22 protein-coding genes, 1 pseudogene and 1 other annotated feature are annotated in these 25,621 nt (G+C 33.9%); of the genes and pseudogenes, 19 read left to right on the top strand and 4 right to left on the bottom strand.

The window, feature by feature from the left end; translation table 11 throughout:
- Positions 1 to 20: 20 nt before the first annotated feature.
- From AC0IXC_RS06200 to AC0IXC_RS06180, 5 genes are all read left to right on the top strand, one after another.
- Positions 21 to 2,696, top strand: coding sequence for a tetratricopeptide repeat protein (locus AC0IXC_RS06200; protein WP_341085947.1), 2,676 nt, complete (start codon positions 21 to 23; stop codon positions 2,694 to 2,696).
- Positions 2,697 to 2,719: 23 nt separating this feature from the next.
- Positions 2,720 to 5,512 carry a hypothetical protein gene (locus AC0IXC_RS06195; protein WP_471652707.1) on the top strand — a complete coding sequence of 931 codons (2,793 nt, stop codon included), beginning with the start codon at positions 2,720 to 2,722 and terminating at the stop codon, positions 5,510 to 5,512.
- Positions 5,513 to 5,582: 70 nt separating this feature from the next.
- Positions 5,583 to 6,020, top strand: coding sequence for an SseB family protein (locus AC0IXC_RS06190; RefSeq protein ID WP_088039298.1), 438 nt, complete (start codon positions 5,583 to 5,585; stop codon positions 6,018 to 6,020).
- A gap of 56 nt (positions 6,021 to 6,076) precedes the next feature.
- Positions 6,077 to 7,414, top strand: coding sequence for a WXG100 family type VII secretion target (locus AC0IXC_RS06185; protein WP_471652706.1), 1,338 nt, complete (start codon positions 6,077 to 6,079; stop codon positions 7,412 to 7,414).
- A 15-nt stretch (positions 7,415 to 7,429) separates the two neighbouring features.
- A complete protein-coding gene (locus AC0IXC_RS06180; protein WP_001030887.1) occupies positions 7,430 to 7,879 on the top strand; it encodes an SMI1/KNR4 family protein in 450 nt (149 codons plus the stop codon).
- A 798-nt stretch (positions 7,880 to 8,677) separates the two neighbouring features.
- On the opposite strand, the gene AC0IXC_RS06175 is transcribed toward AC0IXC_RS06180, so the two are convergent.
- Entirely contained in the window at positions 8,678 to 8,995 is a 318-nt protein-coding gene (locus AC0IXC_RS06175; protein ID WP_234785678.1) for a hypothetical protein, read from the bottom strand.
- Between the two features lie 909 nt (positions 8,996 to 9,904).
- Positions 9,905 to 10,153 (top strand) — a binding site (T-box leader).
- Between the two features lie 116 nt (positions 10,154 to 10,269).
- Here AC0IXC_RS06175 and AC0IXC_RS06170 point away from each other — a divergent pair.
- A complete protein-coding gene (locus AC0IXC_RS06170; RefSeq protein WP_471652705.1) occupies positions 10,270 to 11,610 on the top strand; it encodes a sodium-dependent transporter in 1,341 nt (446 codons plus the stop codon).
- A 36-nt stretch (positions 11,611 to 11,646) separates the two neighbouring features.
- On the top strand, positions 11,647 to 12,561 hold the full coding sequence (locus AC0IXC_RS06165) for an alpha/beta fold hydrolase (RefSeq protein ID WP_326996527.1): 915 nt from the start codon (positions 11,647 to 11,649) through the stop codon (positions 12,559 to 12,561).
- Between the two features lie 39 nt (positions 12,562 to 12,600).
- On the opposite strand, the gene AC0IXC_RS06160 is transcribed toward AC0IXC_RS06165, so the two are convergent.
- Both AC0IXC_RS06160 and AC0IXC_RS06155 read right to left on the bottom strand, forming a co-directional pair.
- Entirely contained in the window at positions 12,601 to 13,176 is a 576-nt protein-coding gene (locus tag AC0IXC_RS06160; RefSeq protein ID WP_002012589.1) for a nucleotidyltransferase family protein, read from the bottom strand.
- 24 nt (positions 13,177 to 13,200) lie between these two features.
- Positions 13,201 to 13,998 carry a lipid II flippase family protein gene (locus AC0IXC_RS06155; protein ID WP_002141610.1) on the bottom strand — a complete coding sequence of 266 codons (798 nt, stop codon included), beginning with the start codon at positions 13,996 to 13,998 and terminating at the stop codon, positions 13,201 to 13,203.
- A 191-nt stretch (positions 13,999 to 14,189) separates the two neighbouring features.
- Here AC0IXC_RS06155 and AC0IXC_RS06150 point away from each other — a divergent pair, with 191 nt between their 5' ends.
- From AC0IXC_RS06150 to AC0IXC_RS06125, 6 genes are all read left to right on the top strand, one after another.
- A complete protein-coding gene (locus AC0IXC_RS06150) occupies positions 14,190 to 14,855 on the top strand; it encodes an HAD family hydrolase (RefSeq protein ID WP_215591207.1) in 666 nt (221 codons plus the stop codon).
- A gap of 370 nt (positions 14,856 to 15,225) precedes the next feature.
- A complete protein-coding gene (locus AC0IXC_RS06145) occupies positions 15,226 to 16,665 on the top strand; it encodes a GntP family permease (RefSeq protein WP_033709030.1) in 1,440 nt (479 codons plus the stop codon).
- 303 nt (positions 16,666 to 16,968) lie between these two features.
- Positions 16,969 to 18,171, top strand: coding sequence for an iron-containing alcohol dehydrogenase (locus AC0IXC_RS06140; RefSeq protein ID WP_033709032.1), 1,203 nt, complete (start codon positions 16,969 to 16,971; stop codon positions 18,169 to 18,171).
- A gap of 147 nt (positions 18,172 to 18,318) precedes the next feature.
- Entirely contained in the window at positions 18,319 to 19,017 is a 699-nt protein-coding gene (locus tag AC0IXC_RS06135) for an aspartate/glutamate racemase family protein (RefSeq protein WP_002012596.1), read from the top strand.
- A gap of 88 nt (positions 19,018 to 19,105) precedes the next feature.
- Positions 19,106 to 19,579, top strand: a complete 474-nt coding sequence (locus AC0IXC_RS06130; protein WP_002085895.1) for an SAM-dependent methyltransferase — start codon at positions 19,106 to 19,108, stop codon at positions 19,577 to 19,579.
- On the top strand, positions 19,576 to 20,016 hold the full coding sequence (locus tag AC0IXC_RS06125) for a GNAT family N-acetyltransferase (RefSeq protein WP_002085894.1): 441 nt from the start codon (positions 19,576 to 19,578) through the stop codon (positions 20,014 to 20,016). The genes AC0IXC_RS06130 and AC0IXC_RS06125 overlap by 4 nt, the downstream gene beginning before the upstream one ends.
- Positions 20,017 to 20,071: 55 nt before the next feature.
- Here the strand turns inward: AC0IXC_RS06125 and AC0IXC_RS06120 are convergent, their stop codons facing one another.
- On the bottom strand, positions 20,072 to 20,599 hold the full coding sequence (locus tag AC0IXC_RS06120) for an HAD-IIIA family hydrolase (protein WP_016102095.1): 528 nt from the start codon (positions 20,597 to 20,599) through the stop codon (positions 20,072 to 20,074).
- Positions 20,600 to 20,770: 171 nt separating this feature from the next.
- Between AC0IXC_RS06120 and AC0IXC_RS06115 the strand changes: the two genes are divergently transcribed.
- The 6 genes and pseudogenes from AC0IXC_RS06115 (at position 20,771) to AC0IXC_RS06090 (ending at position 25,420) form a co-directional block, all read left to right on the top strand.
- Positions 20,771 to 21,481: an ABC transporter ATP-binding protein gene (locus AC0IXC_RS06115; RefSeq protein WP_002141616.1), complete on the top strand. Its 711-nt coding sequence runs from the start codon at positions 20,771 to 20,773 to the stop codon at positions 21,479 to 21,481.
- Positions 21,474 to 22,673: an ABC transporter permease gene (locus tag AC0IXC_RS06110; protein ID WP_061688413.1), complete on the top strand. Its 1,200-nt coding sequence runs from the start codon at positions 21,474 to 21,476 to the stop codon at positions 22,671 to 22,673. Before AC0IXC_RS06115 ends, AC0IXC_RS06110 begins: the two co-directional genes overlap by 8 nt.
- Positions 22,674 to 22,955: 282 nt before the next feature.
- The gene (locus AC0IXC_RS06105) at positions 22,956 to 23,543 is read left to right on the top strand and encodes a YpjP family protein (RefSeq protein ID WP_002031682.1); all 588 of its coding nucleotides are present in this window, start codon (positions 22,956 to 22,958) and stop codon (positions 23,541 to 23,543) included.
- Positions 23,544 to 23,648: 105 nt separating this feature from the next.
- A complete protein-coding gene (locus AC0IXC_RS06100) occupies positions 23,649 to 24,293 on the top strand; it encodes an HAD family hydrolase (protein WP_002141618.1) in 645 nt (214 codons plus the stop codon).
- 34 nt (positions 24,294 to 24,327) lie between these two features.
- Positions 24,328 to 24,476: pseudogene (locus tag AC0IXC_RS06095) on the top strand (VOC family protein); the annotation flags it as partial.
- An 11-nt stretch (positions 24,477 to 24,487) separates the two neighbouring features.
- Positions 24,488 to 25,420, top strand: coding sequence for an aminoglycoside phosphotransferase family protein (locus tag AC0IXC_RS06090; protein WP_341085936.1), 933 nt, complete (start codon positions 24,488 to 24,490; stop codon positions 25,418 to 25,420).
- Positions 25,421 to 25,621 lie beyond the last annotated feature (201 nt).

The following is a 25,621-nucleotide window of genomic DNA, read 5'->3' as shown; positions in this document are numbered from 1 at the left end:
TATGAGAGTAAGGGGATAAAATGGGATTCAGACCAGAAGTGGGAGAAAAAATTGTTTTTAATAAAGATGCTTATCATTTTGCAAAGCATCCAGCAGTTATTGGGATTGATATGCCATATGGGCAAGAAGGTAGACAAGGAACGGTATATCAGCTACAACATGAAAATAGTATAGATCGAATCGCATTAAAAGTTTTTAAGGAACGCTATCGTGATGAAAAACATCAATTAGTATTTTTAAAACCACTTTCTTCTATAGCGGGTCTTAAAGTATGTTCACGTTACATTGTTACAAAAGAAGAACATACATCTGTAATTGAAAAGTCAGAAGATCTTGCGAATAGTATTGTGATGCCTTGGATTGAAGGGCCAACTTGGGCTGATATTTTACAAGAGCAACGAATGTTATCAAAACAGCAATGTTTTTTTATTGCAGAAGCATTTCTAACAACACTTAAAACAATGGAAGAAAATGAGATTGCTCATAATGACTTGTCATCTAGTAACATACTAATACCTTTTTTAAGTGAAAATCCTATTGAAGGTCAACACCGTATTGAGCTTGTTGATGTTGAGCAAATGTATGGGCCAAAAAGTAAAAGACCTTCGTTATTGCCAGCAGGTTCAGCGGGTTATGCGCCAATGTATTTAAAAAGCGGGGTATGGCAAAAAGAAGCCGATCGATTTGCTGGTGCTATTTTATTAGGAGAAATATTAAGCTGGTGTAGTGAAGAAGTTCGAAATACAAAATGGACGGATGCAAGTTACTTTAAAACGGAAGAAATGCAGACCGAATGTGAAAGATATACGTTACTTCAGCAAGTATTACATAATCAATGGAATGGGGAAATTGCTAGGCTATTTAAGCAGGCATGGAATAGTAACTCTTTCGCAGAATGTCCAAGCTTTGCACAGTGGTACGATGCATTTAATAGCGCAAGAGAAATAATAAAAATTGATGCGGAAAGGCAGTCAGCACAAGAACATTCTCTTTTTGTATCGAAATGTTTGGAAATTGCAAGATTGTTTGAAGAGAGAGGACTTAAACAAGCGGCATTATATGAATATAAAAAAATTTTCAATTCACTTAATCCATCAACAGCTCTAAAACAAGAACTCGCATATATCATTCAAACTATGGAGAGTCAAGAGCCTGAAATAAATCAAAAAAAGGTACTACAAATTTATTTGGAACTAGCTACTGAATTGGAACGAGAAAACAATGCAGAATTTGCTTGTTTCGTCTATTCACGAATCGTACAATTTCCAAACATTGATCATGCGTTAAAAAAGGAAATTGAAAGCATTATTGAAGAGATAAAAGAAGAACAAGGAACACAGCCGCAGCAAGAAATAGCAGCCACAATTACAGTTCCTAATAGCATTCTACAGAGTCGGAAACAACCAAAAAAACAAGTTGAATATGATATAGATGATGAAATTTTAAATGCAAAAGCATCGAATCAACCACTTACAGTAGCGCATGAACAAAGTGAACCGTCTGCTTTTTCTAAATGGTGGAAAAAGAATAAGAAACGGATTTTGATTATTGGCTCAATAGTAGTAGTTGTTATAGGTGGTTCAACGTTATTTTATTTCTATACAACAAACGCTAAATATCAAAAATATATGGAACAAGCACGACAAGCTTATCATGATAAAAAATATACAAAAGCAGAAGAGGCTGTTGGTCATGCAATTACAGTGAAAGGAAGAGACGAAGCGCATCTTCAATTAGCAACAATTTACGTTGCTGAAGGAAAGAATAAAATTGCAATCGATTATATTACCAAATTAATAAAGGATAGAGAAATTGATAAAGAAAATAATGAAGCTGCCTATTTATTAGCTTCAGCAAATTTCCGCATCGGAAAATATCAAGAAGCAGTGTTGAATTTTGAACAAGCATTAGCGAATAATGCAAAAGGAATTGAACCGTATAAAAAAGATGCTATGCGAGATTTAGCTGTAAGTCATATGAAGATGAAAGAATTTGAAAAAGCAGAAGATGTTATTGTCAAAATGAGTACGAAGACAAATGAGGATAAGGCAATTGTTTCGTATTTAAAAGGGCAACTATCAACAGCAACTGTGCAGTTAGACAAAGCGGAGTCTTTCTTTAAAGAAGCTATTATACAAGATTCAAAGAATGCCATATATACAATTGAACTTTCAAATTTATATGTGCTTTGGAATAAAACAAACCTAATTGATAGTGCGAAAAAAGAAATGAATTATCAACAGGCATCTCAAGTATTACAGGCTGCGATTCAAAAAGATATGAAAAATATAGAATTATTAAATCAACTTGGAATTGTGTATTATGAAGCTGGTCAATTTTACGAAACGCGAGATGGTGCAAAGAGTAATGCTGCGTATCAACAAGCATTGGACGCTTACAATAGAGTTGTCAACAGTGGGACTCGCGACATAAATACGCTTGTAAATATAGGGATTTTATACGATAAAGTGGGACAAGGAAATGAAGCAGAGAAATTTTTTACAGAAGCATACTCACAAAATGATGAAGATCCACATGTGAACTTTGCATTTGGAATGTTCAAAATTAAACAGAAAAAATATGAAGAAGCGAGCCGCTTCTTAAGAAAAACAGTACAAGCAAATGAAAATGAAGCTGAAGTAAGAGCAGCACAAGAAAAACTAGCAGAAATGAAAACAAACGGCTGGATTCAATAAAGATAGGAAAAGGGGAAAAAGGCATGGAGGAAAACAATAATAACCTAGGGAAAAAAGTTGCTATATCAGTAATGTCGGTAGCTTTATTTGGAACGTCAGGATATCTTGTGTATGACAAAGGCTTTAGCACAGCGGGAAGAGAAACTGTAAAACTAGCAAGTAATACAGAAGAGAAAAAAGATGATCGTATTACAGGAAGCAACTTACAGTCTATGTTCCCAAATTTAGTTGCTGATCCTGCAAAAAAAGATGAAAAACCTGGCGAAAAACCAACTGTTAATTTAGCAGACCTAATCGGAAATAATAAATCACCAATTACACCAATGACGTATAAGCCAGATGATGTGTTGGTGGAAAAGAAAGATCCACAGATTAAATTGTCAGATGCACCAATGCCACAAAAGCCAGAGTTGCCAACGAATATGGGGGGGCCTGTGGTGGAGCCGAGTAAAAATTTACCGGATAGTTTGGTGGATACGGGGAAAACACCGGGCGATGGAAAGACGCCAGGTGGCGATAAAGAACCAGAGAAGCCAAAACCAGGTGATGATAAAGAACCAGAGAAGCCAAAACCAGGTGATGATAAAGAACCAGAGAAGCCAAAACCGGGTGATGATAAAGAACCAGAGAAGCCAAAGCCAGATGATGATAAAGAACCAGAGAAACCAAAACCAGGTGATGATAAAGAGCCAGGGAAACCAAAACCAGGTGATGATAAAGAACCAGAGAAACCAAAACCACCAGTTCCACACGATCAAATTACTGTATCCCCAATAACTGGAGATATTTTGGTGGAGTGGTATGCTGGGAATGGAGAAAGGTACTCGTCGGTATTTTTCAATGATTATTATGATAAAGGACAAAATTTTGATACGTTGAATAATAGGGCTGAATATTCCAAGGAAAATAAAGAGTTAACACTTATATCTCAATTGAATGCATCTTCAAATGCACAGACAGTTGCTGATCATAGATTAACATTGGACAATTTGGGAGAAATTTTAGCTAATAAGGAGAATTATTCGAATCATAGTGAATTATTTTATTTACGTAACCAAATGAATACACTTAAGAAAAAGGATAAAACACAACAAGAGTTACAAGCATATTTAAATGAAAATAAGAAAGAGTATATTCAATCTGTTGCAAAGTTAGTATACGAAAAGGCTGTACAAGAGGAGAATATTTGGTTAAATAACCCAAATGATATAGCTTCTTTAGAACAATCTTTAAGTAAATATTACTTAGTTACTTCGGTGATTGAAAGCGTGGATCCTAAATTAGTAGAGGCTGCAAATCAACGTGTAGAAAAGATTTTCTACAAACTATTACAAGAAGAATTAAAAAATATTAACATCGAAACACCAGTAGTGACATCTAAAAATGATACAAAAGAAAACGTAAGTCCAGAGAAAGCAACTGCAACTAGCAGTAATAGAGGACAAGCGGTTAAAGAAGATAATACGAATAAAACTGAGGCATCAGAAATAGTTAGTGAGAAAGAGCAAAAAGATCAATTAACTGAAGCTAATAAAAACAACAAAGAAAATACGAAAGAAGTAAATCATAAAGACACAAATAGCACAGATACAGATGGTCAAATGAAGCCAGAAAAACCTGAAAAACCAAATCTGATCAATCAAGCGATTGAGCAAATTGAAACATATTTAAACCCTGAAAGTCTAAATTATGAAAATGCTTTGCTATTAGCAAAGCAATGGATTGATGTCGCAAAAGATCAACAAAAAGAAAAACTAAATCAGCAATTTAGTATAGCGGTAGATGGACTTCGAGGTCAGATGAGAGATCCTAATCTTTCAGTGGAAGATGCTTTAAAGAAAGCAAATCTATTAGCAAGTACGGCAAGGGTAGAAAAACCTGTTCAAGATGAAGCAAGTAAAATGTTAATGCCACTTATGTTTGAAAGAAAAGCAAATGAGGCTGCAAATAAAGGAGAATATTATACAGCTGTATTGAATATTGCCAATGCAATTCGTACAAAACATCCATTAGAGCGTTCAAGAGAAGAAATGGTGAATTATGCAAATAAACTATGGGAAAAAACAGAAGTTGAATGGGAGCAAATCAATGGAACACCAAATTGGCAAGAAAAGGCTGAGAAAACTGTACTTCCATCATATACGTTATTGGCACAGTTGAAAGATATTGATAAAACAATTGAGCAAATCGCTGGTATGAGTGTTATTGATAATGCGTCGAAAAAGATGGAGGGAATCCAACTACTACAAGTAGCAAATGCAAAAGCGAACCAGAACGGAAAACTTTACGAAGCTTTACACTATTATGGACAAGCTTCTTATCGTGGAGCTAATGATAAAAAAGGATTCACTAAAGTCGCAAGTGCTGTATTGCAAGAAGGGAAAAAAGCAGAAGAAAGCAATTATGTATCAGCATTAGAAATTTATCAAATTCTTTATAAGACGCCAGGTATTGAACTGACTGGAATGAAAGATAAAGCCAAAGCTGCCATTGAATATTTAAGTGCATTTGATGCTGCAAATAAAAGGGCTAATCATGTAAGAACTATTGAAGATTTAGCATCAGTAATTGAATTAACACATCAATCAATGATGCTAGGGTATCAGCAGGAGCCTGTAAATAAATTTATGAAGTCTGTTTCTAAAGAAATGTTAGAGACAGGTGAAGAGTATTTAAAGAAAAATGATAGTAATAATGCATATAAATGTTTCGAGTTTTTAACTCGACCAATATATTCAGCTACAATTGATGGAGAATTGCGCCAAAAAGCAATGAAACAATTAGACGAAATTAAAGCTATAAACGTTCAAAAATAATTAGATTTAAATTTCGCCATCTTACTTTGCGTAAGATGGCGAAATTATTTCACATAAGGAGTGAAGTTCAATGAGTTTACTAGAAATTAGTCCATTAGATGAGGCGTTAGTGGAAGCTTTACAGAATGAAGAAAAAAGAGTTCGTTTTTATGAGATATTACAGAAAACAAATTTATACGTTGTAGCTTCTGTCGAGGGAGATACAAATGTAGATGAAGAAGGGAATTTGATTTCAACTGATAATACACAATTGCAAATTCATTATTTTGAAATGGAAGAAGGATTAATGTTACCACTGTATTCTGATTTGAAACATTTAGAAATGGTTATTCCAGAAGAATGTCCGTATGTCTCTATGAATGCGGTTGAATTATTAAAGACGATAGATTTAGAGGCAAATGTCATATTGAACCCAGGAACAAAATTTCAAAAATTATTTGTAAAGGAAGAAATTGAAGCGATTTGTGATAACAGTATTTTTGATGTTTTCTCTAAAGAGAATAAGTGAAAATTGATGCAGTTCTATTTCTTTTTGGTATAAAATAGAGGAAGGTGGGAGAAGGTTTGGAGATTAAAGTCAAACCTGAACAACTCGAACAAATTGCCAAAAACATATCAGAGATGCAAACACACAGCCAGAATATACAACAAAATCTCAATCAATCCATGTTTAGTATTCAAATGCAATGGCAAGGAGCGACGAGTCAGCATTTTTATGGGGAATATATGAGATCAATGAGACTCATGGAATCTTACATACGTAACTTACAAGTTACAGAAAAAGAATTACGGCGTATTGCTCAAAAGTTTCGTCAAGCAGATGAAGAATATCAAAAGAAACAAAATGAAAAATTGAAAGAAACCCATAAAAAAGAAAAGAAACATGAAAAATCATGGTGGGAAAAGGGAATAGAAGGAGCAGCTGAATTCATCGGAGTGAATGATGCAATTCGTGCAGTTACTGGTAAAGACCCTATTACAGGAAAAGAATTATCAACAAAAGAAAGACTCATCGCTGCAGGATGGACACTCCTAAACTTTGTTCCTGTTGGAAAAGTTGCGAGTCTTGCTGGAAAAGGAATAAAGTATGTCGCCTCTAGCTTCGGGAAGACAATTGTAAAAGCAGGAAAAGGACTAGGCGAAGGTATAACGATGGTGGCTGGAAAAGCTGGAAAAGCAGCGGTCGATGGAATAAAAACAGCCACCCACAAAGTAAAAGAGGGTGTAAACTTTGTAGCCTCCACAGCAAAAGGCTTTGCCGACAAAATCGGAAGCTTATGGAACAAAGGTGCCACAACCGTAAAAACAACTTTCTTGCAGGGGAATGAAAAGATTCAGTACGCAGTAAAAACATTACTGGAGTACAAATGGATCCCAGGTTTAGGAAAAGCCTACGTCATGCCTGGAGTAGGAATGGTCCGAGAGATGGGACAGCATTCTCTGAAAGATGCTTATCAGTATATGAAAAGTGTTGGAGAGAAGGGTGTTAAGGGTACGGGTAAAGAATATAAAAACTATAAGGATGTAGAATATACTGGAACAACTAAAGTTAATGGAGAAGTAAGGGATATTAGCAGACGGGTTTTTCAAAGGTTAGATATTGATTATATGAGAATTGACCCTAAAACTGGTATGACAAATCTCCAATTGATGAAAAAAGGAAGAGCACCAATTTGGCAAGATGGGACTGCTATAGAACTTCATCATTTAATTCAAAGAGAGCCCGGATCAATGGTGGAGCTCCCGGGTAGTATGCATAAGGAATATTATAAAATATTGCATGGCTTAGTGGAGAATGGTGGAAGCTTTAGAAACGATCCTGTGTTAAAAAAGCAATATGAAAATTTTAGGTCGAAATATTGGAGATGGAGAGCTAAACAAATAGATAAAGCTGAATTATAAAAGGAGGAATTTTGAATGAATAAAGAGGAATTAACCAATTTTATTAAGATAAATATGGAATCAGATGACTTTACTGGTGGAGTAGATAAAAAACAAGTTGATTATGTTCAAGATACCCTACAGTTAAAATTGCCAGAAAGTTATAAATGGTTTTTAACTAATTATGGCTCTGGTGGGTTATTTGGTGTTGATATTTTAGGGGTGGCTAAGTCTAATATAGCTTCTGTTGTTATTGAAACAGAGAGTTATAGGGATTTAGGAATGAGTGAGAATTTAGTAGTTATTGAAGATATTGGGGAATATGCTTATTGTCTAGACACTAGTAATATGGAAAACAATGAGTGCCCAGTAATAGCATGGGATAGACAAGGTGGACTTGATGACTACAATACAGCAAAGAATTTTTATGAGTTTTTATCACAAAGGTTATTGGATGCAAAAGAAGCATGGGAAGAAGAGTTTTAATATAGATAAATGACCTTGTTTAGCTTAAAGCTGAATAAGGTCATTTTTATTATAAGAAGATTAATTGTTTATGATGAATAGAAGTTATAAGTATTATTATTATATTTTTTTATTTTATATATGAGGATATTTAAAGCTTCATACGTAGGTAGACAAGAAAAGAGAATGAAAACGAATTTGTTTTTGATGTGGATAGAAAAAATATATGGTGTTTGAAAGTAAGTACTCCATGATGGTTGTACCATCATGGAGTACTATGTGCAATTCTAGGATAGAAAAACGAAGTACGAGCTTAGGCGAGATGACATTTTATTGGGCGATGAATATAAACACATGGAATGGGCATTAAACTAGCGAACTCGTACAAACTCGTAAGTTTTAACATAATATTTGTCAGGATGTACAAAAGGTGTCATATTGTTACTATAAAACTTACAAATTTATGCTACTTAAAACATATGAACTTAAAGCACTTGATTGTCTACGATAGGCAACAAGTGCTTTTTTGTGTTTTAACGTGAAAATTTAAAGGAGCACTATAATTTTATAAGTGCGCTAAGTGTTAATTTTTATAGATTGTAATGGCTGTGAACAGTGTATGACGATAGTAGAGGGCAAAATAAAGGGTTGTGTTATGTTTTGAAGTCATCTTAAATTATGTTTTAATGGATAGACGTTATAGGGATTGTAATCATGTCTACTACATCGATAGATAAAAGCTATTCAGCAAAAAGAAGCAGCGTAACAAAAAGAAGATAAAGACGATTTAGATGATTAATATACAATTGGGTATTGCTGTTAATGTTTTGTCATAAATCTTTGCTTAAACGAAAAAAGAAGGTTTCTTTTTTCGTTTTTTTCTTTAGCCAAAACACTTAATAAAAGCGAGTTATCTATATAATTTACATCTTTGTCTAGTGTGCTTTGCATTCCAGATAACATCATGTATACAGCTAAAATAACTATAGTGAAAAATAAAACAGGTCCGAATGCTACCCAAGGTAATACATTTAAAAATTGATGATTGTGACCAAGTAAAACAAGTGTACCAGCAATGTTAAATGAAATGGTTTGAAATAATGCTAAATGCAGCAATAAAACTAAGGTTTGCAGCATTTGCTGATTAATCCAAATAAAAATCTTTGGCATAAGAAAGGGTTTTAAATGAATCTTGCAAATGTGAAAAAAACTACCTCCTAATGTTTTAGAACTTATCACAAATTCATTTTGTAGTAATAAACGAATTTCATTACTGCAAAGTTGTACTAAATTTGGTACGCTAATAAAAATTAAAACCGAAATTATATAAGTAAGCCAGAGACGTTCTTCATCAGGAGATACGAACATTACAGGTGATAGTAAAAATATCGCTAGTAAGGTAGTCGGAACGTATTGGAATGTTTCAAATAAAATATCTAAAAAGCGTACATATCGATAAAAGTATGCATGAAGAACACCGAATATAAGTGAAAAAACAATCCGAAAAAAGCTAATAATTACTGTATAAAATATTGGTGTTTTTGCCTCGTAGAGAGTCCAAATTAATACATCACCCCCATGCTGATCTACTCCGAGGGGATGAGAGAAAGATGGGGGTGCTGGGGCAGTACTAGTTATTTTACCATCGACATATTGATAAGCAGGAACAGGTGTGATTTTTCCTGCGTCTACTTTCTCTTTCGTAATATAACTTGAAATTATGATAGTTACTAAAATTAAATTGTAAAGTAGGTGTTGGTTGTATAGCTAGCGATGTTGATGAACTTGGAGATGTACCAAAAAACAATTGTGGTAAAGAACAAATCCCAATAATACCAAGGATAATGAACAGTGAGCGGATAATAAAAAAACATCCACTCTTTAAAAGTGACATAACGTATTTTTTCCTTATATTTTTATTTGTAAATATTTTCTATGTGATTTTATAAAAATCCTTTTCGACAAAAAAATAATATATCCCTTGACAGTTATAAATATAACCGATATACTTCATATTAATTTCAAAAGAAAATATATTCTAAATATTAAAATGTGTTGAATAGGAGTAGTAAGGTCATGTATTTGTGCAGAGAGCTATGGGTTGGTGCGACATAGTCAAATGACATCCTGAACTCGCCTAGGAGCAGTAAGGTGGAACGGAATCACATTCTTAGTAAATCTTAACGGTTAACCTTCGATATTAGGTTTGTAATCAAACGATTACTACTAAGGTGGATTCATAATGGAATCAATAAGGGTGGTACCGCGTTAAGTAAATGGCTTAGCGTCTCTTTATATAGAGACGTTGGGCCATTTTTTTATTTTATAGAAAAAGAAATGGAGGTTTTATTCAGATTGATCAATAACATTTATTTATTAATATAAAATGATTTTAGCAGGAGGAAAATAGGATGAAACAGACGGAGCAATGGACTTCGAAATTAGGTTTTATTATGGCAGCAGCAGGATCAGCAATTGGACTTGGCGCAATATGGAAGTTCCCTTATATTGCTGGAAAGAGCGGGGGAGGAGCATTCTTTTTAATCTTTATATTATTTACTGTATTAATTGGATTACCGCTACTTATAGCTGAATTTATGATTGGACGTAGTACACAAAAACAAGCAGTTGGGGCATTTAAAAGTATCGCACCAAATACAGGATGGCACTGGATTGGACGCCTTGGTGTTGGAACTTGCTTTATATTACTTTCGTTTTATAGCGTTGTAGGTGGATGGGTTTTAATATATTTTTTCAGGGGAGTAACAGGACAACTTATTACTCCGGGACAAAATTACGGTTCGTTATTTACTGAAACAATTGGAAATCCGCTTTGGGCTATTACTGGACATTTCGCTTTTATGTTCATTACGATATGGGTTGTATCAAAAGGTGTACAAAATGGAATTGAAAAAGCAAGTAAATATATGTTACCAGCATTGTTCGTTTTATTTGTCGCTCTTATTATTCGTTCATTAACACTGGATAATGCGATGCAAGGCGTGAAGTTTTTCTTACAACCAAATTTCTCGAAGATTACTTCAGAAAGTATTTTATTCGCAATGGGCCAATCATTCTTTGCGATTAGTATAGGGATTTCGATTATGGTTACGTATAGCTCGTATTTAAATAAAAAAGAAAGTTTACCAAAATCAGCAATAACAATTGTTGGATTGAATTTATTCGTCTCTTTATTTGCAGGTCTTGCCATTTTTCCAGCAGTATTTTCGTTAGGCATGGAGCCGACAGAAGGGCCAGGCTTACTATTTATCGTATTACCATCTGTATTTAGTCAAATTCCATTAGGAGGATTGTTCTTAACGGTATTTCTTGCGCTATTTACATTTGCGACATTAACATCGGCATTTTCTCTACTAGAGACGGTAGTTTCAGCATTAGCAAATGGTGAACAAGAAAGAAGAGCTAAACTATCATGGATCATCGGGTTCTGTATTTTCCTAGCAGGTATACCATCTGCCTTATCATTTGGAGTATGGAGTGATATTACGATTTTTGGGAAGAATATTTTTGATGCAGTAGACTTCTTATCTAGTAATATATTAATGCCGCTGGGAGCATTATTTATTAGTATTTTCGTATCATTCAAGATGGAAAAGAAAGTGTTAGAAGCTGAATTTTTTGTAGGTGGAAATTACGGAAAGATAGTATTTACTATCTGGGCATTTTTACTTCGATTTGTAGCACCACTTGCAATAATTATTGTCTTTTTAAATGTAATAGGGATTATTTAATATTAAATGTTATAATATTCGGTAAAAAAGAAGGTGATGATCATAAAAACGAATTTGATTGAAGTTGGGAAATATATGAACATTAGAGGGAAAAAGCTATACGTTGAAACACATGGAAGTCCTAAAAATAAACCAGTATTATTTTTACACGGTGGTCCAGGTGAAAGCTGTTATGATTTTTCATTTCATCAAGCGGAACGATTAAAAGATTCCTTATATGTAATTATGATAGATCAAAGAGGGGTTTGTCGGTCAGAAGTAATTACCGAAGAAGAAACTTTTGGACTATGTGATTTAATTGAAGACTGTGAAGAACTAAGAAAAGTATTACAAATTGAGAAATGGTCTGTAATTGGACATTCTTTCGGTGGATATTTAGCGTTGTTATATGCGTCGATGTATCCAAATTCAATAGAGAAAATAATATTTGAAGGTCCGACTTTCGATTTTGCATTAACAAGTAGGGCCTTACTACAAAAGACAGGAACTTTATTAAAAAAGTATGGAAAAGAATTAGTGGCAGAAGACTGCTTTGCTTATTCATCTAATAATGCTAGTTCAGAAGAGTTGTTAGAAGCTTATATAAGATTAAGTGCTGAATTAGAAGAAAAAAGAATGGAGATTTACAATTATAAAAAAGATGAGACAGACGATAGTTTATATAGTGATGAAGAGTGGGAAGTATTTTCAAATCGCTCCAAAATCCATTTTGATAGATTAAAATTAGAGGGAGCATGTCATACGTCATTATTATCTAAAATAAAAGATATACAAAATCCAATGTTATTAATTGTAGGAAAACATGATGTAGTAACGTGTGAAAAACAAATTGAAACATTTAATAAAGATGCTCAAAATGGGAAGCATATCATATTCGAAGAGAGTGGCCATACACCACATTATGAGGAAGCTGATCGATTTGCTGAAACAGTCATTCATTTTTTGAACTAAAAAAGAAAGAGCGCTTCGTATAATGCGAAGCGCTCTATTTTAAATTTCTGGATAAGTGATTGTAATATTAGGCCATTTACTTTGCCATTTCTTTTGATTAACTCTTTTGTTGTACATATGTATTCGTTCTTTCGTTTCCAGAAAATGAGGTGTAGGTTTCACTTGTAATGAAAGTACATCTTCAATTCCACATGGAGCTGTTAATATGACATTGTTTTGCTCGTCAAGCGTAACTCCTAAAGCGGTTGCTGTTTCAGGAAATTTAGAAATAGCATCAACAGAAGAAGAGTATGGTGGCATTCCATTCACTACATGCATGCGAGTTTGATTTTTTACTGACCAAGGGATAGAGGCATCCATATTCGCCAGCTTCTGTTTTAATGATTGTTCGTACGCCTCATCTTTATGTAATGGATCATAATAAATGACATCGACATCTGGCGTAGCCGTTCTTACTTCGTAGTTATGTAAAGTATCCCAAATTTTAGAACGGACAAACCCAGCGCAAATCCACCAATCAGGTAGCTCTAGTGATTTTGCCAATTGTAATACATTCATCATCCATTCGTCGTTTTCTATTAAGTGAATTAAATCTTGCTCTGTTTTTATATTCATTGATAAATACACCTTCCTAGTAGATTAATGCATCAGCTCAATAATCCATAAAATCCAGTGAGCACCTGGTACAAATAAAAGTTGTGCTAATAAGGTGCCGAGAAGTCTAGAAATCATTAGCCAACCATACATTTTACTCATAGATTCAGCGCCATTTTCTGATTGTAAAGCACGTTCTGTCAAAAGTGCTATACGTGGATCGAGTAACACTGTTAATAAAATTGTAGCAAAACCATTCACAAGGCCAGAAGCTGTACTTGCATTTGTTGCGTAATCTGGATTTAGAAAAGAAGCATAAAGGGCAGAAAGAACACCTGCTGTATAAATTGCAGTAGCAAACATGTTAATAAGCATAATACGCTTTGGGATACCACCGATACGCAATCTATGAATCATTTCAAATCTTGGAAAGCGCACATATTTTTTTGTGTACTTTAATTTTTGAATGTTATTTGTTTTCATCATTCGAATGAAAGAACCATCTGTTTCAAAGTTTTGAATGACATATCCAAATAGTTTTGTCAAAGTTGGATAAAGAATAATCGCAAGTAATGTACCGATGGAAGCAGATAATAGTACAAGTCGTATAGTATGTTCTAAATTAATAGAAGCATCTCGTTTTGCGTCATCGACAATCCCGCCAATTAAAAAGGCTTGTAGTAAATTTGACGTTCTTGAAATAAGTAATACCATTCCTACGACAGATAAGGCAACGACAATCTTTTTTAAACGAACACCAGCTAATCGAATACTATAAGAACTAGTTTCGACTGCGTGGATAACAATTGTGAAAGCCATTATAAAAATTAATGTAATTGACATTTGTTTCACCAGTTTCTATTAAAATAATTGTAACTTTTTTACTTTATCATATCTTTTGTGATTTTGTAACTGAAAGTATAAGGGTTAGAAAAAGTAATTTTCTGAAAAGTTAGATGGTGATAGTATAGTAAAGGGATAAGTAGGAGCATGGCCTTAATAGGGTACATATAAAATCAGTGGGGGAATTAAATATGTATACAACATTTCTATTTGATTTAGATGGAACATTAACTGATCCGAAAGAAGGGATAATCAATGCTGTTCTATACGTGTTAGAAAAAATGGGGATTGAAGAAGTGAATATAAGTGAGTTAGATTCATTTATCGGTCCACCAATTCAACAATCTTTTGCAGATAGATATAATATGAATGAAATAGAAGTAGAACGAGCGGTGTTTTACTTTCGGGAATATTTAAAGCAAAGTGGTTTATTAGAGAATAAAGTATACGATGGAATTACAGCCCTATTGCAAGAATTAAAGGATGCTGGCAATCGTTTGTTTGTAGCAACTTCAAAGCCTACTGTATTTGCGAAACAAGTAATAGAGCACTTTCAGTTAACATCTTTTTTTGAAGAGATTGTTGGGAGTAATTTAGATGGGACAAGAATAAAAAAGGAAGAAATAATTGCTCATATTTTACAAACAAATGAAGAACTCAAAAAAGAAGAAATGGTGATGATTGGTGATAGAAAGCATGACGTAATCGGTGCGAACAGTAACGGAATTTCTTCAATAGGTGTATTGTATGGATATGGTAGTGAGATTGAATTGAGTGATGCTGGGGCGATTCATATAGTGAAAGATGTCGAAGAGCTACAAAGCTTTTGTATAGAGAATAGTACGATAAAACTATAGAAATAGAACCTAGAAATCCCTTTATAACATATGACGATGAAATCGTTTTTGTTTAAAGGGATTTTACATATGTAATCGAATACTATAATTAGACAATTTTAGCATGAAAAATTTGTAATAAAGTGAAACTTTAATCAGTGGAAGTTTTGTCCATCCGGCACTGATTATCAGCCCTCACCAATCGGGCTGTTACGAGCAGTTGATATCCCGCCTAGCTTCTGCACATTTGCTGAATTTTAAGGTGGGAGTCTTACTGCCCGCAAATAGCGGGATAAAAAGAGGAGGAATGTCATGAAATAAAAGGGTTCGAAATACGAGTAAAAGTTCGTCGTTAAAAGATTGAATTTTCAGTTTAAAAGGAGGGTTATAATTGGAGCTAGTTATTATTTTATTAGCACTTAGTTTACTCATGTTTGTAGCATATAAAGGATTTTCTGTAATATTATTCGCACCTATTTTTGCATTATTTGCGGTATTTTTGACAGAGCCTAGTTTTGTATTACCTTTCTTTTCAAATATTTTTATGGAGAAAATGGTAGGATTTATTAAATTATATTTCCCTGTGTTTTTACTTGGAGCAATATTTGGGAAAGTAGTAGAAATGTCAGGAATCGCTGATTCCATCGCAAAGACGATTGTAGAGTTAGTTGGAGAAAAACGTACAATTTTAGCGATTGTTTTAATGGGAGCTATTTTAACGTATAGCGGTGTTAGTGTGTATGTAGTGGTGTTCGCTATATTTCCGTTTGCGGCTAAGTTGTTTCGACAAGCGGATATTCCAAAACGTTTAATCCCTGGCACAATCGTTCTTGGAGCAGCGACATTTACAATGGATGCGCTTCCTGGATCACCACAAATTCAAAATGTAATACCTACAACTTTTTTTAAAACTGATATTTATGCAGCACCGATACTTGGTATTTTAGGCGCAATTTTTGTTTTAACGTTAGGCTTACTTTATTTAGAGAGCAAGCGTAAGAAGGCAAAAGCAGCAGGAGAAGGGTATTTTGGTTTTAACGATGGAAATTCTGAAATGGCAGCATCTTTGCAATTAGAACAAAAAGATATGCCGATATTAAGCGGTATTGAAATTACAAGAGTACAGCAAGTAATTGCGTTTGTACCACTTATTTTAGTAGGTGTAATGAATAAAGTTTTCACAATCATGATACCAAAGTGGTATCCAGATGGTTTTGATTTCTCAGCTATTGGTATGAAAGCATTTGGAAAAGTTGAATTAAGTGCGGTAGTTGGGATTTGGTCTGTAGAATTGGCACTTATTATAGGGATTTTATCAACGCTTTTATTATATTGGAAACGAGTAGTAACTGGATTTCAAGCTGGATTGAATACAAGTATTGGTGGAGCGCTACTTGCAACAATGAATACAGGCGCGGAGTTTGGATTTGGTGGTGTTATTGCAGCACTTCCAGGCTTTGCAATTATGAGAGATAGCATCTCTGCAACTTTCACGAATCCATTAGTAAATGGGGCAGTAACGACGAATATTTTAGCTGGAATTACAGGTTCAGCATCAGGCGGAATGGGAATTGTGTTAAGTGCGATGGGGGATAAATTTATTGCAGCGGCCAATCAATATGATATTCCATTAGAAGTTATGCACCGCATTGTATCAATGGCATCAGGCGGAATGGATACATTACCACATAATGGTGCAATTATTACTATTCTAACGGTAACAGGATTAACACATAAACAGTCATATAAAGATATATTTGCTATTACAATTTTGAAAACGATTGCTGTATTTGCAGTCATCGCATTCTATACTTTAACAGGGATCTATTAATACTAGTTAATATACGAAAAGAAAATATTTATTAGATTGATATTTTACATAATAAAATATTTATTGTAACTACTCAGTCACTCTATGAAAAATCGGCAGAAAAGTTTTTTAATTTGGTCGAGAGAGGACCTGGCTATTTATAGGAGCGGTCAGGGCCTTTCCTGCCACGCGCAAAGTTTTAAAACAAAGTATATTAATAAGGGGGCTTATTTTAACTGGAATAATAGACTTTATCAAACTTCTGAATGAAATGCATGGCTGAGTAGTTGCAAATATTTATTATAAATAGAAGGGGTGGAGTACTTGCAAGAAGTTGCTGAGTTTCGTATGCCGAAGTCTGTATTATATGGAAGAAATTCGTTTGAAAAACTAGGGGATCAATCAAGAAAGTTAGGGAAAAGGGCTTTTATTGTCAGTGATACAATTATGGAGAGTTTCGGTTATGTTGAAAGATGTGTGGATCACTTAAATGCGAAAGGGATTACTGTTATTACGTACAATGAAGTAAACACTGAGCCTACAAATTTACACGTATTGGAAGCGTTATCTATTTGTAAAGAAGGAAAATGCGATTTTATCATAGGTATTGGAGGAGGAAGCTGTATTGATGCTGCGAAAGCAGTAGCAGTGTTATATACAAATGGTGGAGAAATTGAAGATTACGTCCAAAAGGATATAGAAATAGAATACAATCCACTACCGCTAATCGCAATCCCTACGACTTCTGGTACTGGATCGGAAGTAACAAGTGTAGCAGTAATTACAAATAAAAAAACAGATGTGAAAATGATGATAAAACATCCAAGCTTTATCCCTCATGTTGCTATAATAGACCCGATTTTTACAAGTTCGGTACCACCTCATATTACTGCAGCAACGGGAGTAGATGCATTATGCCATGCAATTGAAGCTTATATTTCTAAAGTTTCACAACCTCTTACAGATGTTCTTGCTCTTTCAGCTATTGAAAGCATTATGAAATATTTACGTATCGCATATGAAGATGGAGATAATATGGAAGCAAGGGAAGCAATGATGATTGCTTCATTACAAGCTGGGATTGCTTTTTCGAATGCATCTGTTACATTAGTGCATGGTATGTCCCGTCCAGTGGGAGCATTATTCCATGTACCACATGGAATATCGAATGCAATACTATTACCTACAGTTTTAGAGTTTACAAAAATGAGTGCAATAAAAAGGTTAGCAGAAGTAGGACGTAGCTTAAACAAAGATTTGTATTCTCATTCTGATGAAGAAGTAGCGAACTACACGATTGCTGAAATTAAGAAACTTTGTTTTGATCTTCGTATTCCTAATTTAAGAGAATACGGAATTGACGAAGTTGAATTTGAAAATGCTATTTCTAAAATGGCGAAAGATGCAATTGCAAGTGGTAGCCCAGGAAATAATCCACGAGTTCCTTCTTATGATGAAATCAAACAGTTGTATCGAGAGTGTTTTAATTATCAATATGAAGATGCTATAAAAACATCAGGGTTTTAATTTCAGAATATTATAATAAAATTTCCTTGGAAATAGTTAAAACAAGACTTTATATTATAAATTTAAAGTCTTGTTTTATTGTGTATAATATACATAATAAAATATTGTTATTGGTTTTATAAAAATAGTTTAGGTAGGTGTTTTACTATGAAAACGATAGGTCTTATAGGTGGTATGAGTTGGGAATCAACTTCTGAATACTATCGAATTTTAAATGAAGAAATAAAAAGTAGATTAGGTGGATTACATTCAGCAAAATGTCTGATTAATAGTGTGAATTTTGAAGAGATTGAACGATTCCAGTCTAGCGGAGATTGGGAGGGAGCAGGAGAAGTATTAGGGAATACGGCGTATTCATTGCAGAAAGGAGGAGCAGACTTTATAATCATTTGCACAAATACAATGCATAAAGTAGTTGAGAAAATAAAGGAGAATATTAACATTCCAGTATTACATATTGCGGATGCAACTGCAAAAGAAATAAATAGAAAAGGTATTCAATCGGTTGGTCTGCTTGGAACAAAATATACGATGGAGCAAGATTTCTATAAATCACGTATAGAAGAGAATGATATAAAAGTAATAGTACCATTAGGAAAAGATAGAGAAAAAATAAATGAAGTAATATACAAAGAATTATGTTTAGGAAAGATAACATCTCAATCTAGAGAGTATTATAAAAGAGTTATAGAAGAGTTAGTGCAAAAAGGGGCGCAAGGAATAATATTAGGGTGTACAGAAATAGGGTTATTAATAAAGCAGGAAGACATATCAGTTCCGATATTTGATACAACGCATATACATGCGATTGAAGCAGTCAATTTCGCTTTAGATAATAGATTGTAATTATATTATGTAAACTCAACTCATTTGTCTGGAAAACATTCAGAAAATATTTTATAATGTAAGTGGTTACATTTAAGGGGGAATGCGGATGTTTTCAGTTCAGCCAATCGCATTTGTACATAATGAAAGAAAGGAAATAAAAGATGATGAGTGGGGAGAAGTAAGATCCTATATTACTTTAACTGATATGTATACAGAGGAAAGTATACAAGGGATTGAAGATTTTTCTCATATTGAAGTTGTCTTTTATTTTCATAAAGTAACTGATGAACAAATTCAATATTTTGCTAGACATCCTAGAAATAATAATGATTATCCTAAAGTAGGCATTTTTGCACAGCGCGGGAAAAATCGTCCGAATCGCATAGGAGCTACAATTGTAAAGGTGATCAAAAGAGAAGGTAAATCAATTATTGTTGAGGGGTTAGATGCTATTGATGGCACCCCTATATTGGATATAAAGCCGATAATGAAAGAGTTTATGCCGAAAGAAGAAATTCTACAGCCTAAATGGGTAACGGATATTATGAAACAATATTGGAAGGGGAATAAAACAAAATGAGAATATATGAGGCAACAATTGCAGATTTAGATGGACTAGCATCTGTTTTTAATAACTATCGCGTATTTTATCGACAAGATTCCGATATTGAAGGAGCAAAAGTGTTTTTACGAAATCGAATCGAGAGAAAAGAATCCATTATTTTCGTGGCAGTTGAAGATGGAGAATATATCGGATTCACGCAACTATATCCATCATTTTCTTCTATTTCGATGAAAGAGTTATGGATTTTAAATGATCTGTTTGTACAAAAGGCGAAGCGCGGAGCCGGAACAGGTAAAAAATTGTTAGAAGCTGCAAAAGAATTTGCCTTAGAAAATGGCGCAAAAGGTGTGAAATTACAAACAGAGATTGATAATTTATCAGCTCAGCGATTATACGCTGAAAATGGATACTTGAGAGATAATCGTTATTTCCATTATGAATTAACTTTTTGAAATATATATAGTTAAATGAGACGTTTTCAATGTGAAGACGTCTCATTTAATTTTTTTATTGATGATTTAAAATCCAATTTGTAGCATCTTCAAAGTTTTCTGCGATGTAGTTTGGTTCAATATGTGCCCATTTATCTCGGAATGTATGTAAAGCATCATATCCAGCGCCAGTTTGAACCAATATAGTCGTTGCATTTACTTTTGCCCCAGCAACAATATCCGTCCAGCGATCACCGATTACAGCGCATTTTGTTAAATCAAGCCCATGTTTTTCCGCTGCTTGCAGGAGCATACCTGCGCTCGGTTTGCGGCATTCACATCCATCACCATGTTTATGAGGACATAGATAAATATCATCAAAACCAAACTCTTTTAATTCTTTCGTAAAATCATTCGCAGTTGCTTTTCCATCCGCGATACCTGGTTGATTCGTAAAAGAGAATAGTTTAATATTTTGGGCTTTTAACTTTTGTAAAGATTCCTTTGTAAAAGGAAATAATGTGAAAGAACCTGGATAATGTATTGTAGTATCACCGCCAATTGTTCCGTCACGATCAATGAATATTGCTTCAATGTTTGTCATAGTTATAGTCCTTTCAATTTAAATTAAAATCTACAAACATTAAGTATTCTCTTGAAATATGCTTTTTCCTGCTACAGAAATAAATATATCAGAAGTGATATAATACTATATTAAGAGGGATATGTTATCATTTTCCTTGATTGTAATGTAAATGGAAAGAAGGTAAGTATTATGTTAGAGGTGAATATCCGCTCAGCCGGATATGAAATTGGTGAAAAGACAGTTCATGATATTGCATTTGCAATTGAAAAAGGAGAGTTAGTGGCTCTTATTGGTGCAAATGGCGTAGGAAAGAGTACGACAATTAAGTCGATACTCGGTTTGCTTGTCAATATGGATGGTGAAATCTCGTTTGGTGAAAAGAAAAATCCATATGCATATGTACCGGAGCATCCCACTTATTATGATTATTTAACTTTATGGGAGCATATTGAATTGTTAATGGCTGCCCGTGGAAATGAAGAGGGACATTGGGAGGACAAAGCAAAGGAATTATTACATACGTTTCGAATGGAAAAACATATACACGAATACATATCAAAATTTTCAAAAGGTATGAAACAAAAATCGATGCTAATATTAGCATTTTTAACAGAGCCAGATTTCTATATTATTGATGAGCCTTTTATCGGTTTAGATCCAGTAGCCACGAAAGACTTTTTGAATTATTTATATAAAGAAAAAGAGCGAGGAGCAGGTATATTACTTTGTACGCACGTGCTGGATACAGCTGAAAGAATTTGTGAAAGATTTTTACTCATTTCGCAAGGTACATTAGTAGCAGATGGGCATTTAGAGGCGATCCAATCGTTAGCAGAAATGCCAGGACGTACACTGTTAGATTGTTTCGATGCAATTGTAAGGCGGGAACAAAATGATTAAACAACAGTTTAATAAAAGGTTACGTCATGAATTGCAAAGAAAATGGAAAGCGATTCGTTCTGTAACAGATTGGACAGTAGCATTATATATTATTATTCCAGCACTTATATTTGCGGGGATCTATTATCGTTCACTATGGATGAAAGAATTATCGATGGAAGAGAACATTTATTTTGGGTTAGGTTTACTTGCGTTTTATTTTGTCACATTTTCAAGAGGAGTTCGCTCATTTTTTGAACAAGCAGATAGTTTATTTTTAATTTCGTACCCAAATCATATGCGAAAATTAATGAAGCTTGGCATTATATATACGTTAATTCGGATTGCAATAACGAACGCAATTGTAGTATTTATTATGCTGCCTATATTGATGAAAAGTATGGGAGCGACAATTATACAAATCGTACTGTTCTGGATGTTCTTTACTGTTTTTCGATTTATGCTATCGTTGTTGACGAGATTCATAAATGTACGTGTGGGGAAACGATGGGTTTTATTGATTATAAAAGATGTTATATTTTCTTTAAGTTTAGTCTATTTTGGAATCAGTGTATTTTTCATTTTTAAAAATCCATTGTATTTCATATTATTTACCGGCCTAGTAGCTGTACTTACTGTAGTCTTAGTAAAAGAAAAGATGAATTATAAAAATTTCTTTTTTAAAGAAGTTGAGAAAGAAAAAGAAGAAAGTATGCGCTGGACTGTAGGGATTATGCAAGTTGGTGGTCATGCAGCTAAACCAAGTAGTTCGAATAAAAAACCGTGGATGTTCCCTCGGTCTAAAAAGATATTAGGAAAAAATTCTGATTCGCGTATTGTAGAAGCTTTTTTAAAAGAATTTTTGCGTACAAGTAGTGCTTTAATATTTTATGTTCAAATTGTATGTATAAGTACTGTAAGTATTATCGTGACTCCGCAGTGGATAACAGCTATTATTCTTGTATTTGCTATAGTTGCTATTTCTCGCTATGCGCGTGATTATTGGAATGAATTTACGAAGAAAATGTTTCTACATTTATATTGTGATGAAGGAGAATTACTATTATTAAGGTGGAAGGCGGATCGTTATTTGCTCCTTCCAGTCGTATTCATATACGGGACGGTCATCCTTTCTCAGTTTTATTTATTACCAGCAGTAATTATTGGAGTTATTTTTATAGTATTCATTGGTTGGATTGTATTTTTACCATAGAAAAAGAGCCGGAAGCGGCTCTTTTTCTAGTCTGTAACACACTGGTAAATAAAATATACTAAAAGGAGTATGCTTGCGGCTGAGTACACGACATCTAAAGTCATCTGATTGCCCCCTCATTGTTGTTGTATTTATAGTGTATGAAATCTTACAATTTCATATTCAAGTGAAAAATATGTGAACGTTAACAAAATTGTAAAGTGCAAAAATTACAATCATTTTGTATAATAGAAGAAACAACCGTTATATAAAATATAATGAGTGAAAGGGGAGGGAACATAAATGCCAAATTGGTTTAGAAAAACCTTAGTCGCATTAATTACCGTATTTACGTTTGGTTTAGTGACGCCTCCTTCCATATTACTTGATAATGCCAAAGCTGCGGACAAGCCTACGAGCACAGCTGGGCAACAAAATTTGGAGAGTACGTCCTATACATATGAAGAAACAAATGATAGGTTAACCACCGATACTTTTGTTAACTATGCGATGCAAGAAGCAGAAAAGCAATCTATGCAAAAATTCGGCTCTAAAATTGGGCCTGTAATTGAAGATGAATTTAAAGATGTTGTATTACCTAAAATTGAAGAGGCAATTGCGGAACTTGCAAATGATGTGCCAGAAGAATCTTTGCAATCATTAGCGATTTCTCAAAGACCGGCTGGTGGAAATAATGAAAAGATTTTTCATGTTTATGACACGAAATCAGGAAATGACTTACTGCGATTTCATGTGAGGAGAGATCATCCACCGCAAGATGGATATTATTTTAATTTCCACTATCATCGTTTTGATGATGGATATTCAGGACACCATGAGTTAGGAAATATTTATTGGAATACGAATGTACCGCCGAAATGGTTGTCTTAAAAAGAACGAGAGAAAATCTTGTTCTTTTTTTATGTGTATGAAAGGGTAAGACATTTATGTTGTTGAATAACATAGGTTTAGGAAAAAAGAAAAGGGAGTATGGGGATGCAAAAATATATCGTTTTTGACTTTGATGGCACATTAGTAGATTCACAAAATATATTTGTACCAATTTATAATCAACTTGCTGAAAAGCATGGATATAAGACAGTTAGTGAGGAAGAAATTGAGCCTTTACGAAAATTGACTATTTCTGAAAGATGTAAAAAACTCGATGTACCACTTTATAAACTTCCTATATTGGCGTTAGAGTTTTATAAATTATATCAACCTGCTATAAAAGATCTCGTTTTATTCCATGGGATGAAAGATGTATTAGATGAATTACATAAAAAAGACTACGGGATTGCGATTATATCTTCGAACTCAGAAGAGCATATTAGGGCATTTTTACATAGTAATGGCATAGAAAATATTCAAGAAGTGTATTGTTCTAAAAATTTGTTTGGTAAAGATAAAATGATTAAAAGATTTTTAAAGTCGAAAAAGCTAACAGAACAAGATTTGTTGTATGTCGGTGATGAACAACGTGATATTACAGCTTGTAAAAAAGCTGGTGTGAATGTCATTTGGGTTTCTTGGGGGTATGACGTAATTGAGACAGTAAAAGGAGACGCGCCAGATTATATGGTTAATACGCCAGGGGAAATTGTGCAAGTAGTACAGGCGGCACATTCTCAATATAAATAAACTTCGAGCAGTTATTTATCATATTGAATTTTGGGTAGCAAAGTTTCTTACTGGCAATAAGGTGAAGGTTATACGTGGTCCAATTGAAATGAATCATTATTCGGATGTTACTATACAATAGACTTTTATGACCCGAAGGGCTTTATTGTAGAGGTTGCGTATACAGCGAATACAGAAATGTAAGGAGAATAGACATGAAGATAATTACAACGTGGAAAAACAATATACAAATAGTAAAAGATGCTGCAAATATTGAAGAAATCTCTAAAGGTTTCTCTCCTGATAAAAAATATATTATTACGACTACTGATGATGAAAAATATTTATTACGGACAGGTGATATAAAAGAGTATGATAGGAAAAAAATAGAGTTTCAAATTTTAAATGAAATGGTAAAACGTAACGTGCAGGCTCAAAGACCAATTGAACTCGGTATATTGGAGGAAGAAGATTTATGTTATAGTATTTTTTCATATTTAGAAGGAGAAGATGCTAAGAAGCTATTGCCTACATATACGCCAAGAGAACAATATGATATTGGTATAGCAGCAGGAAAAGACTTAGCAAAAATGCATACACATGAAGCTCCTAAGGATATACTCTCATGGTATGAAAGAGCAATGAAAAAACATCGAAAATATGTAGAGGCATATAAAACATGCGGAATACGAATTAAAAATGATGATAAAATCATAAAGTTTATAGATGAAAATGAAAAATATTTAAAGAACCGCCCAAATCGATTTCAACACGATGATTTTCATTTAGAAAATATAATTGTACGTGATGCGAAATATGTAGGTGTTGTTGATTTTAACGGCTATGATTGGGGCGATCCACTTCATGATTTCGTAAAAATTGCATTATTTGCAAGAGACATTAGTATCCCATATTCAATCGGACAAATAGAAGGATACTTTAATGGGAGAATACCAGAGGAGTTTTGGAAATTATATGCGGTTTACGTTGGCATGACGGTTTTTTCTTCAGTTGTCTGGAGTTTACGAGCAGCACCGCATATGTTAGATGATACGTTAGAACGTCTTACTATAGTTTTAGAGGATCATAAAAACTTTGAATTATCAAAGCCAATCTGGTTTGATAGTGAAATGATGAATAAAAAATAAGGATAGCAGGTGGGAAATCTCACACCTGCTATTTGTAAATAACTCATGAGACGGTCTCTTTACATACTATGTATGTAGTTTTTTTATGAAGGAATGAAAACCTTGACGTCTACTTTATCCCGCTATTTGCCGGGCAGTAAAACTCCCACCTCAAAATTCGGCTTGAGCAAAGAAGTTAGGTGGAAGCCCTGCTGCCCGTAA

The sequence above is a fragment of the Bacillus sp. AC266 genome (assembly GCF_979253805.1).
The sequence above is the reverse complement of the archived record's forward strand: the minus strand, read 5'-3'. Positions and strand labels throughout refer to the sequence as shown.